We start from the raw sequence: 14,428 nt of genomic DNA, 5'->3' as shown, positions 1-14,428 counted from the left end.
TTATATATCAAATATATTATAATTTAACAGTTTAACAAACGTTTTTTTGTATTTTTGCTCTAAATTATTTAAAATTTAAAAAATGCAACGCGACAAACAAATTTTTGAACTTATTCTTGAGGAACAAGATAGACAAATTCACGGCTTAGAACTTATTGCATCTGAGAACTTTGTTAGTGATGAAGTAATCGAAGCTGCTGGTTCAGTTTTAACAAACAAATATGCAGAAGGATATCCTGGTAAAAGATACTACGGAGGTTGTGAAGTGGTAGATGTTATTGAGCAAATTGCTATTGATAGAGCTAAAGAATTGTTTGGAGCAGCGTATGCTAACGTTCAGCCACACTCTGGTTCTCAGGCTAACGCATCTGTTTTTCATGCTTGTTTGAAACCAGGTGATAAAATTTTAGGTTTTGATTTATCTCACGGTGGTCACTTGACTCACGGTTCTCCTGTAAACTTTTCAGGGCGTGTTTACAACCCAGTTTTCTATGGTGTTGACAAAGAAACAGGTCGTTTGAACTATGATAAAATTCAAGAAATTGCAACTAAAGAGCAACCAAAATTAATCATCGCTGGAGCATCGGCTTATTCTCGTGATATGGATTTTGCACGTTTTAGAGAAATTGCTGATAGTGTAGGTGCTATTTTAATGGCAGATATCTCTCACCCAGCTGGTTTAATTGCTAAAGGTTTATTAAGTGACCCTATTCCTCACTGTCACATTGTAACAACTACTACACATAAAACATTACGTGGACCTCGTGGAGGACTAATCTTAATGGGTAAAGATTTTGAAAACCCATGGGGATTAACTACTCCAAAAGGAGAAATCAGAATGATGTCTTCTTTATTAGACTTAGCTGTTTTCCCTGGAAACCAAGGTGGACCATTAATGCATATCATCGCTGCAAAAGCGGTAGCTTTTGGTGAAGCTTTACAAGATGAGTTCTTTACGTATGCTCGTCAATTACAAAAAAATGCTAAAGCTATGGCTGAAGCTTTTGTAAAAAGAGGCTACGATATCATCTCTGGAGGTACTGATAACCACATGATGTTAATTGACTTAAGAAACAAAGGAATTTCTGGAAAAGATGCTGAAAATGCATTAGTAAAAGCAGAAATCACTGTAAATAAAAACATGGTTCCTTTTGATGATAAATCTCCTTTTGTTACTTCTGGTATCCGAGTAGGAACTGCTGCAATCACAACTCGTGGTTTGGTAGAAGAAGATATGGAAACTATCGTAGCAATGATTGATAAAGTATTAATGAATCATACTAACGAAGATATTATCGAAGAAGTTGCTGAAGAAGTAAACGAAATGATGAGCGAAAGAGCTATTTTCGTTTTCTAATCAACTTTGGTAAAAAGTTTAAGGTTTAAAGTTTTAAGTTTTGGGTTTACTGAAAAGTATCACATTATTTGAACTTTAAACCTTTTTCATTTTAGATAACTTTGAACCTTAAACAATTTAAACCTTAAACCAAAAAAAATGGGAGTTTTACGTTTGCAACTACCAACTGACCCAAGATGGGTAAATATTGTTGAGAAAAATATAGAAGAAATTTTGACCGATCATGCTTGGTGTGAGCAAAAAGCGGCTACTAATGCCATGACGATTATAGTTAATAATTCAGAGCATCAAGATTTGGTTAAAGATTTATTGGCTTTAGCCAAAGAAGAAATTGACCATTTTGATCAGGTACATAATATCATCATCAAAAGAGGCTTAAAATTAGGTCGTGAACGTAAAGATGACTATGTAAATGAATTGTACCAATATATGAAAAGAAGTAGTACTGGAAGTCGCGTTTCTGGTTTGGTAGAAAGATTACTTTTTTCGGCAATGATTGAGGCCAGAAGTTGCGAACGTTTCAAAGTACTTTCAGAAAATATTCAGGACGAGGAGTTGGCTGTTTTTTACAGAGAATTAATGGAAAGTGAAGCAGGTCATTACACTACTTTTATCACTTATGCCCGCAAATATGGTGAAGGAATTGATGTCGAAAAGCGTTGGAGAGAATGGTTAGAGTTTGAAGAATCTATAATTACTAATTATGGGAAGAACGAAACCATTCACGGTTAATATATCGTTGATAAGTCTCTTTTTTCTTTGCATAATTCTCGTATAAAATTCATTACTTTTAATAAAAACAAAAGTTATTTTCCGATAACCCGTAAAAAAGTGATAATTATGCGAATAGAAACCGATCTCAAATTAGGCTTCAAGGATGTAATGATTAGACCCAAACGTTCTACGTTAAAAAGCAGGTCACAAGTTTCTTTAGAAAGAGAATTTACGTTTTTACACAGTACCACAAAGTGGAATGGCATTCCAATTATGGCGGCGAATATGGATACTGTGGGAACTTTTGAAATGGCATCCGAAATAGCCAAACACAAATTGTTTACCGCCATTCACAAACATTATTCCGTAGCGGAATGGAATGCTTTTCTTGCTACAGTTTCTCCAGAAATGTATGATTATATTGCTGTAAGTACAGGAACGGGTAAAAATGACTTTAAAAAGGTTATCGAAATCATTACAGCTAATCCCGAGTTGAAGTTTATTTGTATTGATGTGGCTAATGGGTATTCGGAACATTTTGTTAGTTTTTTAAAACAAACCCGAAAGCAATTTCCTGATAAAGTAATTATCGCAGGTAATGTGGTGACAGGCGAAATGGTCGAAGAATTGCTTTTGGCAGGTGCCGATATCATAAAGGTAGGCATTGGTCCTGGATCGGTTTGTACTACCTGAGTTAAAACAGGAGTAGGTTATCCACAATTATCGGCTATTATTGAATGTGCCGATGCTGCTCATGGTTTAGGAGGGCATATCATTAGTGATGGAGGATGTACCACATCTGGCGATATTGCCAAAGCTTTTGGGGCAGGTTCCGATTTTGTAATGCTAGGAGGGATGCTCGCCGGACATACTGAAAGTGGTGGTAAACTTCTGGATATTGACGGAAAAAAATTCAAGCAGTTTTACGGAATGAGTTCGACAACGGCAATGAACAAACATGTGGGTGGAGTTGCCGAATACCGAGCCAGCGAAGGAAAAACATTGAAAATTCCTTTTAAAGGTGATGTGGTGAATACTATTTGGGATATTTTGGGCGGATTGCGCAGTAGTTGTACTTATGTAGGCGCATCCCGACTCAAAGAATTAACTAAACGAACGACTTTTATTCGCGTTAGCGAACAAGAAAATAAAGTTTTTACTAACGAATAATTCATGATACATATTGTTGAAGCAACTATTGAAGATTTACCCAATATTACAAGTATTGCTCGTAAGACTTGGCCTATAGCATATGGTGAAATTCTCTCTGAGGCGCAATTGGAGTATATGTTGAATTCATTTTATTCAGAGGAAGCTTTAAAAACCAATATCGCCAGTGGTCATGAATTTATTTTGGCAAAAGAAGATGATTTCGTTTTGGGTTTTGCTTCTTTCGAAAATAACTATCAAAAAACAGCTAAGACTAAAATTCATAAAATCTATATGCTTCCTGAATCGCAAGGAAAAGGAATAGGGAAGTTGTTAGTTGAAAATATTAAAAAAAGAGCTATTAATAAAGGCTCTAAAAGTCTTCTACTAAACGTCAATCGATTTAATAAAGCCATAGGTTTTTATCACAAAATGGGTTTTAAAATCGTTCAAGAAATTGATATTGAAATTGGATTAGGCTATTTGATGGAAGATTATGTGATGGAGAAGGAGATTTAAGAGATCTAATTAGCTTTTAAATAACCAATTTTTTTAAATCTTTTTATAAAAAAGAAAGGCTGTCTAAAGTTATTTTAAACAGCCTTTACAATTACAATAAAGAACAAGTATTTTTATTTACTCCAAGGACCATAGTTTTTGTATGCTGGTCCAGTTAATTTTTGTCTTTTAGAACCGCTAGTTTCTACTAAAACCAAATCTTCTTTTGCATAGGTTTCTTTACCTACTTGTTGGTTTTTATATTCAGGTCCTTGTAGTGTTTTTTTATTATTTACGGTATATATTTTAGTTGGAACCGCATTGTGCAACCAAGATTGATAATTTTTAAAAGCAGGACCTTTTAAATCATTGCGTTTTACTTCTGTTTGCTCTTGAGCAGATGCACTTAAAGAGATAACTAAAAATCCTAAAATCAAGACTAATTTTTTCATGACTATTACTTTTAATGTTTTTTACAAATTTACATTCAGTAATAGGCTTTTAGAATTATGTGAATTTACCCAATTTGTATCCGTATTTATACGGATTTTTATAACAGCTATTTTAGATTAGATTCATTTTTGCTGCTTTTTTAATCAACTCGGCAGTGTTTTTTACTTCTAATTTTTTTAAAATATTAGCTCTGTGGGTTTCAATGGTACGAGAACTTACAAATAATTTTGTGGCTATTTCTTTTGTGGTTAAGCCTTTAGCAATTAGACCTAAAACTTCGGTTTCTTTATTGGATAAAATATTTTCACTGATACTTTGATTTGACATAAAGTTGATCATTTTTTCAGAGATTTCGGCACTAAAATATTTCTTCCCTTTGCTAACGCTTCTTATAGCTAGAATTAATTCTGATTCATCTGTGTTTTTCAAAAGATATCCGTGAGCTCCCATTTTGGCACATTTTGCAATATAATTACCATCGTTGTGCATAGAAATAACAATAGGTTTTATATTGGCATTTATGTTTTTTAATTCTTTTAAAACCTCGAAACCATCCATATTAGGCATCGTAATGTCTAGCAATACAATATCAGCCTCGCATGAACTATTTATGAGTTTCATAAATTCGATACCATCAGCTACACTTTGTACAATTTTTATCTCGTCATGCTTACGTAATAACTCGGCAAGACCATTTCTAAAAAGTTCATGGTCATCTGCTATTATTAATTTGATTTCTTTCATTTGTAGCTATTTAATGATTTTCAATAATGACCATTTTGGTCCTACTTATTTCATAATTCTATGGGTAATTCTATTTCAAAGATTGTATTTCCAGCTGATGCATTTATGAGTATTGTACCATTGCAAATTTCTACTCGTTCTTTGATGTTGATTATTCCGGAACCTAGTTTTACAGTATCTAAATCAAAACCTTTACCATCATCAAAATAGTATAACGAAATGAATTCATCAAATTCTGAAAGCGTGATTCGAATGTTTTTGGCTTCAGCATGTTTCAATGAATTATTTATTAATTCTTGGCTTATCCTAAATAGATTGATGGCTTGATGATTGCTAATGTTTGAATTGTCAGCTTTGGTCAAATCCTCATATTCAATGTTCACTGTTGTTGCTGTTTTTAGGCTTTCGATAAAATTTGTTAAGGTAACACCTATTCCAAAATCATCAATCGAAGCCGGCATCAACGCATTAGACATTAATCGGATTTCAGAAATGGTTTCATCTACGATTTTCTTCATTTCGGCCTTTTTTTCTTCATTTTTTACTCTGTTTTCGATGTAGTGTTTCAATGAAGTTAAATATGGGCCTACACCATCATGTAGTTCTCTAGATAATCGGCGTCTTTCGTCTTCTAAACCGTTTACCAGCATACGTTTAGAAAGTATTCTAGTGTTTTCTTCTTTATTTCTAAATTCAATCAGTTTGTCTCTCATTGCTAATAGACTTATTCCTAATTGATCATTAGAACTTTTGGGTTTAAAATCAGTATGCAAATTCATCTTACCAATATCATCCGAAAATTTTACAGCCCCTTGCAAGGAAGCTTTTAAATTGGCTAATGCATCAAACATTTCTTTTATTTCTTTCGAGTTTTTGATGAATTCATTGGTTTGATTATAGTCACCTTCAGCCATTATTCGAAGACTTTTTTGCATGTTTTTGATTGGATTGGTAATTATTTTGGTTAATAATAGTGAAAGCATAACGGCTAGTAAAAAAATAGCTAGCGTTAAACCAATCAATCGTTGTCTTAGTTCTTTTAATGGAATAGTTACCTCTTCAACATCTATTTCCGATAGAATAACCATTTTTAATTGGCCTACATTGATAAGGCTGTTCACGCTGTAAACTTCAACTCCTCTATAATCATTAAAGACACCTCTGCTATTAATTCCTTTCAACGCATTTTGAACCCCTTTTGTATTTACTACAATTGAATAAGGAATTTTATTAGGAAAAAAACGGGATTGAGAGCGCATCCTGAAATCTTCGCCTACTAGATAGGATTCTCCACTATCACCCATTCCGGTTCGTTCAAGAAGAATTTTTTTAATTTTAGTATAGTCTAAAATTTTAATTTTTTTACCGTTTTTCGAATTAGAGATGAAACCAATGGTTGTTTTTTTGTCCACATGGTAAGGGGTTAAATCATGGATTCCAACTTTGTTCGTAATACTGTCAGGTAGCTTTAATTGGTTTTTATCTGTATTTTGTTGGTATAGTTCAGAAGATTCAAATAGTTCCCATTCGGATTTTAATAGATGTTCAATTTGGTTTTTCTTGAGGGTTTTAATCGAGTTTAGTTGCAATAAAATACGATCATTCAGAACGTTGGAAAATTGGATGTAAAATGAAAAAGATAATAAAGCAATTACCAATGCTATTAAACTATTAATTATAATCAGTATTAATGTCTTAATGTTCATTACAATCTTTTTAAGTAAATAGAATAAAAAAGAAGAATCCAACGATATAGTTTACTCTCTTTACACAATTTTTTATGTAAATATAAAGCGTTTGTTTCTTTAAAAGAAACGGAAATGAATAGTTAAGCTGAATTTCTTCTCTATTATTTTTTAAAATGAAAACCAGGAATTCTAATTTGCCTTTTTCCAATATATGATTAATCCTCTTTATAAACTCTTGTTAATACAAAGCTAATATGGGATTGACGAAGGCTTAATGTTTCACCACTAATTTTGATATCAATTTTTGTTTACATGTATAGAATTTTTTACGTTCTCGTTTTTTTTATCTCCTTTATTGTTTCCAGCCAAATGTAAATCGTCAGCAAAAAGTGTACTGATTTAAGTCAAAACTAAGAGAGTATTTTCAAAATCCTTAAATTTGAATTATTATGAAAACATCTTTTAACAAAATTCTCTACATCGGGTTTGTACTTTTAGGAGTATTCCAAGCCTTGTTTTCTAAAGACTATATGCAAGCGGGTTCCTCTATTGGTATTGCCCTAGCTTTCGATCCTTTTGATCAAGAACAAAAATGGAATGACAGGCCAACTTGGCAAAAAGCTGTTTTAATAGTTCATTTGTCTGTGGCAGCGGCTTTGTTGGGCTATGCAATAGGCTGGAATGATAAATAATAAGGCACTACAAAACTAATTTCATCATAATATCCGTTTGCTCGTCGTCGCCAAGTCTAAAGATATGTTGGTCAAAAGCCACAAATCCGTTTTTGGTGTAAAACTGAATGGCTCGGTGATTTTCTTCCCAAACGCCTAACCATACAAAGGCTACTTTTTTGTTTTTAGCGATTTGAATGGCTTTTTCGTACAGCAATTGTCCTACTTTTTTTCCGTGGAAGTCTTGCAAAACATAAATACGCTCTATTTCAAGGGCTTTGCCTTCTTGTACTTCTGTTTGTGCCTGTCCAGAGTTAATTTTTAGGTAACCAATGACCACCTCGTTTAGTGTGGCAAAATAGAATTCAGATGCTGGATTTTGTAATTCGGCAGTGAGTTTATCAGTAGAAAAACCACTTTCTAAATACGTTTTCATATTCTCTTCTGAGTTAGTAGAAGCAAAGGTTTCTGCAAAGGTTTTGCGTCCTATTTCTTGTAATTGAACTAATTGTTCAAGGGATATTTTGGTAATTTCAATACGATTCATAGTAACAAAGATAGAATTTAATTAATTCCCTATATTTATCGAACGAAATTAAATGGAACAGAAACAATATATGGATATTTTTAGAAAAATGTTAGCAGGAGGAATTATCGACAAAAACGATCCCGATTTGCCGCAACTTTGGAAACAGGTTTCGCAAACCATTGCCTTATCCTCGGCTTTGAATACCGCTACAGATATTAATCAAATTAGAGTACAATTAGGTAAAATTATTGGGAGTTATATTGACTCAAGCACTATTATTTTTGTGCCTTTTCATACTAATTTTGGGAAACATACCACTATTGGTAAAAACGTTTTTATCAATCATGGCTGTTCTTTTCTAGACTTGGGAGGTATAACTATTGAAGATGACGTGTTAATAGGGCCAAAGGTGAGTTTAATTACTGAAAATCATCCGACTGATCCTAACAATCGCAAATCGTTAGACTTAGCTAAAATTGTGATTAAAAAGAATGCTTGGATTGGTGCTGGAGCTATTATATTGCCAGGAGTAACCGTTGGCGAAAATGCCATTGTTGCCGCTGGAGCAGTTGTTACAAAAAATGTTCCCGATAACACAATTGTAGGGGGTATTCCTGCACAATTTATTAAAAATATTATATAGCTCTCGATTATGGAAGTTTCGATTACTATTACAGAAGTTGCTAAAATTCAAATCATAGAAATTTTAAAAGCAGAGAACTTACTGGATGCAAAATTCCGATTGTATATTGGATTAAGTCACCCCAACGGATATCAATATTCGTGTACCATTGATAATGAGATCAATGAAGATGATTTGGTTTTGAATTATAAAGTTCAGGAAAATAATTTCGACGTTGTAGTTGATAGCATGAGTATTCAATATTTGAATGGAGCTATAGTGGATTGTCTCCTGCAAGATGGCACACCTTCTTTGGTTATATCTAATCCTAATGCCCAAAAAGACTAAGATTTTGGCAATTGATTATCAACATATCCAAGATTGTAACAGCAGCCGTTTCCAAGAGGCAATGGTTATTTATAGTGAAGCTTTTCCTTCTAGTGAGCGTCAGTCTATGGTTACTGTCATTGAGCGAGTGAAGACCGGTCAATCTCAGTTGTTTGTTGGGATTGTAAAAAAGCAAGTAGTCGCAATGGCCTTGTTGTGGGGTTTTAAAAAATCACCTTTTGTATTATTGGATTATTTAGCAGTTAAAAATAATTGTCGAGGTTTAGAATTTGGCACTCAATTTTTTCAATTTTTGGTGCAAATGACAATCAAAAATAAACAATTTTTATTACTAGAGGTAGAGCATTTTCAATTTGGTTCCAATAAAGAGCAGCGCAAAAAAAGAATTCAGTTTTATATACGTAACGGCGCTTATTTACTGTCTAATGTTACTTATATTTTACCTTCTTTGGATGGTACTGCATCTACAGAAATGCTTTTGATGGTAGCCCCTAAACCTCCCAGAGAAATTCTAGAAAAAGAAAGTATTAAAGATTTAATTCAACGATTGTATCTTGAAATTTATGAAAAAGAATCGAACGACTCAGTTCTAATCTCCTTACTTGATAAAATCCCGGAACAAATTATACTAACCAATACCCCATTACCATGACAACAATTGAATTTTGGAGTTTATTAGTAGACTCTGTTGCTACCTTACTGGCAGCTGTTGCTATTTTATTATATGTTATCTTTTGGTTTAGAGACAAAACGACCAATTCGTATGATGTTTTTGATTCGACTTATATGGAATTGTTGAAAATAGCAATGGATAATCCTTCTTTTAGAAATTTTGAACTAACACAACAGTATGAAATGGCTTTTAGCGGAGATCAAAAAATTAAATATGAGTTGTATGCCTTTATGAGTTGGAATTTTTGCGAAACCGTTTTTGACAAACAAGATAAAGAGTTAATGAAAACTTGGGCTGTCATCATCCAGTATGAAAGCCAGCTGCATGCTAAGTGGTTTGAAAAGCTTGAGAATTACAATAAGTTTAAGCCTTCGTTCAGGAAGTATGTTGCCAAGTTGTGATGTTATGTGTAAATCGTCAGCAAAAAGTGTACTGATTTAAGTCAAAACTAAGAGAGTATTTTCAAAATCCTTAAATTTGATATTATGAGAACACCCAAGAAAAAAACAGCAGAGAATTTCATCAAAGACATTCGTAGAAACACACGAAGAAACTTTAGTTCTGAACAAAAAATTCAGATTGTTATGGAAGCTTTACGAGCAGAAATGTCAGTAGCAGAATTGTGTCGTAAGTATTCCATTAATGAATCTCAGTTTTATAAGTGGAACAAAGAATTTTTGGAAGCAGGTAAAAAGCGTTTAGCCGGCGATGTAACAAGAGAAGCTACGAGTGATGAAGTAGCAGAGCTCAAGAAAGAAAATCAGACTTTAAAAGTAATGATTGCCGATTTGGTTTTACGCTACGATATTGTAAAAAAAGCTTGGACATGCTGGATTAACTGAAAAGTTTAAGAAATATATGCGACTTACAGTATCCGAAAAACAAGAAATCATTCACATGGTTACTCGTTCAGAAATTGGCGTAAATCGAACACTTCGGGAGATTGGAATCAACAAGAGTACCTTTTACAATTGGTATCATGCTTACAGCGAAAAAGGAATAGAAGGATTAATTCCAACCAAAAGAGCAGCAAACAGGCAATGGAACAGCATTCCACAAGAGCAGAAGAATTTAGTTGTAAAATTAGCTTTAGACTATCCTGATTTATCTTCCCGAGAATTAGCCTACAAAATTACTGATGAACAACAGATTTTCATATCCGAATCCAGTGTTTACCGCATCTTGAAGGCAAGAGGATTAATTACTGCTCCAGCTCATATTTTTCTGAGCGCGGGAAATGAATTTACAGACAAAACAGGCTTTGTTCATCAAATGTGGCAAACGGATTTTACCTATTTTAAAATCTTAGGATGGGGATGGTATTATCTAAGTACGGTTTTGGACGATTACAGCCGATATATTGTGCACTGGGAACTTTGCTCAAACATGAAAGCTGATGATGTAAAACGAACAGTTGACACGGCAATTAAAAAAGCAAAATTAATTACCAAACAAAAGCCAAAACTCTTGTCTGACAATGGTTCGTGTTACATTGCAAACGAATTAAAATCGTATTTAAAAGACAATTATCAAATGCAACAAGTGCATGGTAGACTCAATCATCCGCAAACACAAGGAAAAATTGAACGTTATCACAGAACCATGAAAAACGTTGTGAAACTTGATAATTACTTCGCTCCAGAAGAATTAGAAGCTGCTTTAGAAAAGTTTGTTTATCGTTACAATAATGAACGCTATCATGAATCATTAAATAACTTAACTCCTGCAGACGTCTATTTTGGAAGAGGCGAACTGATTTTAAGAGAACGAGAACGATTAAAGAAAATGGCAAATATAAACCGAAGAAATAAATACCAAAAATCAAAATTAACAACTAATCAAAAAAACATTTATCTTTGAATTTGTAACTAAACACTCTCTTAACAAAAGTCCACTTTAGTTTGAAGACATACATGACAAGATAGATTCTTGATCAGGGTTCTTAAGTGAATCTATTTTCTGGATATGCAAACAAAAACGGCACATTAAGTTAAGCTACATTTTTGTAATTAATTTGATTGTTAAATTCTTCAATAGTTGCATAATTCAAAGTGGAATGTCTCCTTTTTCTGTTGTACCAAATTTCAATATATTCAAAGATTTCCAGTTTCATCTGTTCTTTAGAAATCAGTTTGTTCCCATAAATTAATTCCGTTTTCAAAGATTTGAAGAAGCTTTCCGCCACAGCATTATCCCAGCAATTTCCTTTACGACTCATACTGCGGGTTATTTTTTTATAGGAATCAAGAACATTTACAAACTTTTTACTGGCATATTGAACACCTCTGTCAGAATGAAAAATCAAACCTTGATCAATATCTCGGTTTTTAACCGCCATTTTCCAAGCTCCAAGCGTAGTTTCTTCTGTACTCATTCCGTCACTCAAACTCCAACCGATAATTTTTCTGTCGTATAAATCCATAATAGTGGTCAGGTATACAAAACCCTCTTTAGTTTGGATATATGTAATATCCGAAACCCAAACTTTTGAAGGCATTTTTACAATAAACTCTCTGTTTAATACATTTTCGACAACTAAATAATTATGATTTGAGTTGGTTGTAACTTTGAACTTCTTGCTTAATTTGCTTCGTAAGCCAAGTTCTTTCATATATTTTGCAACTGTAATTCGTGAAACTTTATAACCTAAATACTGCAGTTCCAATGTTATTCTAGGACTTCCATATCTTTGTTTGGCTCCAAAATAAATCAATGTTATCTGTTCTTTTATGGCAATTTTTAGTTGTTGTCTTGCTGTGACTGCTTGTTTTTTCCATCGGTAATAACTTCCGCTGCTCACTTTTAGAACTTTGCACATTTTTTCGATCGGGAATAGTTGTTCATTGCTTTTTATGAAACTATAAATCATCGACCGCTCTTGGAAAAAATGCCGATTGCTTTTTTTAATATATCACGTTCTAACTCGGCATCTTTGAGTCTTTTCTCTAGTTCGTGAATTTTTTCTTGCTCGGGAGTGAGTTTTAAATTTCCTTTCCCAGGAAAACTTCCTTCTCCAAATTCCTCGAACTCTTTACGCCATTTATACAACTGTGGTGCTGTGATTCCCAACTCTCTGGCGAGTTCTGATACATTTGTTCTCTCATAACTCAATTGAACGGCTTTTTCTTTAAAAGCTTTGTCATAAATTTTGCGGACTTGTTTCATAGGTTAAAATTAAGATTATTTCTTAACTTTATGTGATGGCTAAGTTAGCACGTCCATTCTTTATAACTCCAGTTCTATTATTAGATTTTTTAGATATCCTAAACAATTGATTTAATTTATCTATAGTTGTAGTCTTGTTTTTATCTGCCAACATTAAAAATGGTGTTACTATATATTCAGGATTTGATTTTTCAATAACATATTTTTGAAAAGCAATATCAAATAAATAGAACTTCCAAGATGAATCAAATTTAATATCATCTTCCCCTTTTTTAAATGATTTAGCTTTAACCTCAATCAAGTTAATTTTATTCCCTATTTTTTCTATAATATCTACCCTAATGAATAAATTTTCATAGATAAATGCAGCTTCGAAAATGACCACATTTTCAAGTTTTAAAAGCTCATTAGTTTGCTGTACTTTATCTAAATAATCGTAATTTTTATCATCTTTTTTATCTTCAATTAAAATACCTTCAGGATAATGTAATCTTGCAAGTTCTTCAACTTGAAAGCCACCATCAGCTAATGCAATTAAAAATGGATCCTTACTTTTTGGATTAGCATATTCGTTGATTTTACCAGTATAGTACAATTTATTTGGACATTCTAATCCAAGTTTGAAACGAGTCTTTGTTAGTACTTTCATGTTTGGTATTTAATATTATTGTTCAAAAACAATTTTAAGTTCTTTTTTTATAGTTGATTCTCCTTCTCCAAAAGCAACTTCAATGTATATTGTTGCCTCTTTCCCAATAAAATCTGGAAAAAACACCATTGATTGTTGAGGAGTATAAGTGTATTTACTATAAGTTGCAAAATAACTTTGGAGTACAGATTGATTAGCATACCAGTCGGTATTCGGTTGTATAGAATATCCTGCTAAGTTATTTATAGTAGCAATTTTTGCGTTAACTAGAGAAGGAAAAGTATAGGTTTTAGTTCCTATAGGGATCGGTGTGTTCATTTGATTACTATTCCATAATCCTAAATAAGAATATACTGGGTAAGTCCAAATAATATTTCCTGGTATATAGAAAAAGTTAGAATCAAATGATGTAACAACTAACGGTACATTATTAATAACATAATTTGGATCTAAAGTAGAAACACTCCCTTTTACAGTAAAATAGTTAAGTCCCGCATGTTTGATATGCCATATACCATTAGGGTCTTTATATGTACCTGGATGTCCTTGAAAGTCAATCCAAAAATCTGCTTGACAATCTCCATTTAGGCAAACTTCAGATTTTAACGTTTCCTCAGAACAAGAATACAAGAAAAATAAACTTATTAAAAAAGGTACTATTCTCATACTATTGAATTTAATTTATTAATTATTTGAGACAGATTTGTATCATTAGAACTTCCTCTAAATTCTGTAGGAACTAAAAAATGAATGGATTCAGATGTATTGTTCCAAACATTAGGGCTATCATCAATTACTATAATTGTTTCATATGTATTAAGCCAACTGGGTTCAATCACTTTTTTATATTGTTCATTAGCTCTTAAACAATTTTTTCTACTCAAGATTTGAATAGGATTAATATTTAGTGATTTACTAATTTTGGTTGCATAAGTTTTTAATGCTGTAGTATAAATAATTATATCAGCTTTACTTTGACATAATTTTATCAATTCGTTCGCTAATGGACGTTCATAAACAGATAAGTACGGATTAAATTGAAATATTTTTTTTGCGCTTTCTGTCGGTGCATACGAACCGTATATTAAGGTATGATCTAAATCCAGCAGAATAAGTCGTTTCATTTAGTAAAAATTATAAGTGTAAAATTATTTATCAATTAGACAAA

At 32.7% G+C, this 14,428-nt stretch carries 17 protein-coding genes and 1 pseudogene; 10 read left to right on the top strand and 8 right to left on the bottom strand.

Annotated features, from left to right (window positions below):
- Window positions 1-82: 82 nt before the first annotated feature.
- The 4 genes and pseudogenes from glyA (at window position 83) to P5P90_RS03435 (ending at window position 3,739) form a co-directional block, all read left to right on the top strand.
- Window positions 83-1,357 (top strand): serine hydroxymethyltransferase, encoded by a 1,275-nt coding sequence (gene glyA, locus P5P90_RS03450; RefSeq protein ID WP_278035820.1) that lies wholly within the window; start codon window positions 83-85, stop codon window positions 1,355-1,357.
- A gap of 138 nt (window positions 1,358-1,495) precedes the next feature.
- The gene (locus tag P5P90_RS03445; protein ID WP_278035819.1) at window positions 1,496-2,089 is read left to right on the top strand and encodes a MiaE family protein; all 594 of its coding nucleotides are present in this window, start codon (window positions 1,496-1,498) and stop codon (window positions 2,087-2,089) included.
- A gap of 108 nt (window positions 2,090-2,197) precedes the next feature.
- Window positions 2,198-3,241 (top strand): annotated as a pseudogene (locus tag P5P90_RS03440) (GMP reductase).
- A 3-nt stretch (window positions 3,242-3,244) separates the two neighbouring features.
- Window positions 3,245-3,739 (top strand): GNAT family N-acetyltransferase, encoded by a 495-nt coding sequence (locus tag P5P90_RS03435; RefSeq protein ID WP_278035818.1) that lies wholly within the window; start codon window positions 3,245-3,247, stop codon window positions 3,737-3,739.
- A gap of 113 nt (window positions 3,740-3,852) precedes the next feature.
- Here P5P90_RS03435 and P5P90_RS03430 read toward each other — a convergent pair whose 3' ends face one another.
- From P5P90_RS03430 to P5P90_RS03420, 3 genes are all read right to left on the bottom strand, one after another.
- Window positions 3,853-4,170 (bottom strand): hypothetical protein, encoded by a 318-nt coding sequence (locus tag P5P90_RS03430; RefSeq protein WP_278035817.1) that lies wholly within the window; start codon window positions 4,168-4,170, stop codon window positions 3,853-3,855.
- A gap of 112 nt (window positions 4,171-4,282) precedes the next feature.
- Window positions 4,283-4,915 carry a response regulator gene (locus P5P90_RS03425; protein ID WP_278035816.1) on the bottom strand — a complete coding sequence of 211 codons (633 nt, stop codon included), beginning with the start codon at window positions 4,913-4,915 and terminating at the stop codon, window positions 4,283-4,285.
- A 50-nt stretch (window positions 4,916-4,965) separates the two neighbouring features.
- Window positions 4,966-6,621 carry a sensor histidine kinase gene (locus P5P90_RS03420; protein ID WP_278035815.1) on the bottom strand — a complete coding sequence of 552 codons (1,656 nt, stop codon included), beginning with the start codon at window positions 6,619-6,621 and terminating at the stop codon, window positions 4,966-4,968.
- 431 nt (window positions 6,622-7,052) lie between these two features.
- Here P5P90_RS03420 and P5P90_RS03415 point away from each other — a divergent pair, with 431 nt between their 5' ends.
- Window positions 7,053-7,295, top strand: a complete 243-nt coding sequence (locus tag P5P90_RS03415; protein ID WP_278035814.1) for a hypothetical protein — start codon at window positions 7,053-7,055, stop codon at window positions 7,293-7,295.
- A 7-nt stretch (window positions 7,296-7,302) separates the two neighbouring features.
- On the opposite strand, the gene P5P90_RS03410 is transcribed toward P5P90_RS03415, so the two are convergent.
- Window positions 7,303-7,821, bottom strand: a complete 519-nt coding sequence (locus tag P5P90_RS03410) for a GNAT family N-acetyltransferase (protein WP_278035813.1) — start codon at window positions 7,819-7,821, stop codon at window positions 7,303-7,305.
- Window positions 7,822-7,873: 52 nt separating this feature from the next.
- On the opposite strand from P5P90_RS03410, the gene P5P90_RS03405 reads away from it, so the two are divergent.
- From P5P90_RS03405 to P5P90_RS03385, 5 genes are all read left to right on the top strand, one after another.
- Entirely contained in the window at window positions 7,874-8,446 is a 573-nt protein-coding gene (locus P5P90_RS03405; RefSeq protein ID WP_278035812.1) for a DapH/DapD/GlmU-related protein, read from the top strand.
- A gap of 9 nt (window positions 8,447-8,455) precedes the next feature.
- The gene (locus P5P90_RS03400) at window positions 8,456-8,773 is read left to right on the top strand and encodes a HesB/IscA family protein (protein ID WP_278035811.1); all 318 of its coding nucleotides are present in this window, start codon (window positions 8,456-8,458) and stop codon (window positions 8,771-8,773) included.
- A gap of 4 nt (window positions 8,774-8,777) precedes the next feature.
- Window positions 8,778-9,425, top strand: coding sequence for a hypothetical protein (locus tag P5P90_RS03395; protein WP_278035810.1), 648 nt, complete (start codon window positions 8,778-8,780; stop codon window positions 9,423-9,425).
- Window positions 9,422-9,847, top strand: coding sequence for a hypothetical protein (locus P5P90_RS03390; RefSeq protein WP_278035809.1), 426 nt, complete (start codon window positions 9,422-9,424; stop codon window positions 9,845-9,847). The genes P5P90_RS03395 and P5P90_RS03390 overlap by 4 nt, the downstream gene beginning before the upstream one ends.
- A gap of 84 nt (window positions 9,848-9,931) precedes the next feature.
- Window positions 9,932-11,306 (top strand): IS3 family transposase gene (locus P5P90_RS03385; protein WP_422851720.1). Its coding sequence is split into 2 segments (ribosomal slippage): window positions 9,932-10,267 and window positions 10,269-11,306, totalling 1,374 coding nucleotides; the frame shifts between segments, so codons are not numbered across the junction.
- A gap of 130 nt (window positions 11,307-11,436) precedes the next feature.
- Here P5P90_RS03385 and P5P90_RS03380 read toward each other — a convergent pair.
- From P5P90_RS03380 to P5P90_RS03365, 4 genes are all read right to left on the bottom strand, one after another.
- A protein-coding gene (locus P5P90_RS03380) for an IS3 family transposase (protein WP_278034111.1) occupies window positions 11,437-12,611 on the bottom strand; the annotation gives its coding sequence in 2 pieces (ribosomal slippage) (window positions 11,437-12,344 and window positions 12,344-12,611; 1,176 coding nt in all).
- Window positions 12,612-12,639: 28 nt separating this feature from the next.
- The gene (locus tag P5P90_RS03375; protein WP_278035808.1) at window positions 12,640-13,260 is read right to left on the bottom strand and encodes a hypothetical protein; all 621 of its coding nucleotides are present in this window, start codon (window positions 13,258-13,260) and stop codon (window positions 12,640-12,642) included.
- Window positions 13,261-13,275: 15 nt separating this feature from the next.
- Window positions 13,276-13,926, bottom strand: a complete 651-nt coding sequence (locus P5P90_RS03370) for a hypothetical protein (RefSeq protein WP_278035807.1) — start codon at window positions 13,924-13,926, stop codon at window positions 13,276-13,278.
- Entirely contained in the window at window positions 13,923-14,384 is a 462-nt protein-coding gene (locus P5P90_RS03365; RefSeq protein ID WP_278035806.1) for an HAD family hydrolase, read from the bottom strand. The genes P5P90_RS03370 and P5P90_RS03365 overlap by 4 nt, the downstream gene beginning before the upstream one ends.
- Window positions 14,385-14,428: the final 44 nt, after the last annotated feature.

Source organism: Flavobacterium nitratireducens, assembly GCF_029625335.1.
Lineage (GTDB): Bacteria > Bacteroidota > Bacteroidia > Flavobacteriales > Flavobacteriaceae > Flavobacterium > Flavobacterium nitratireducens.
This window is presented reverse-complemented; position numbering and strand designations above follow the sequence as displayed.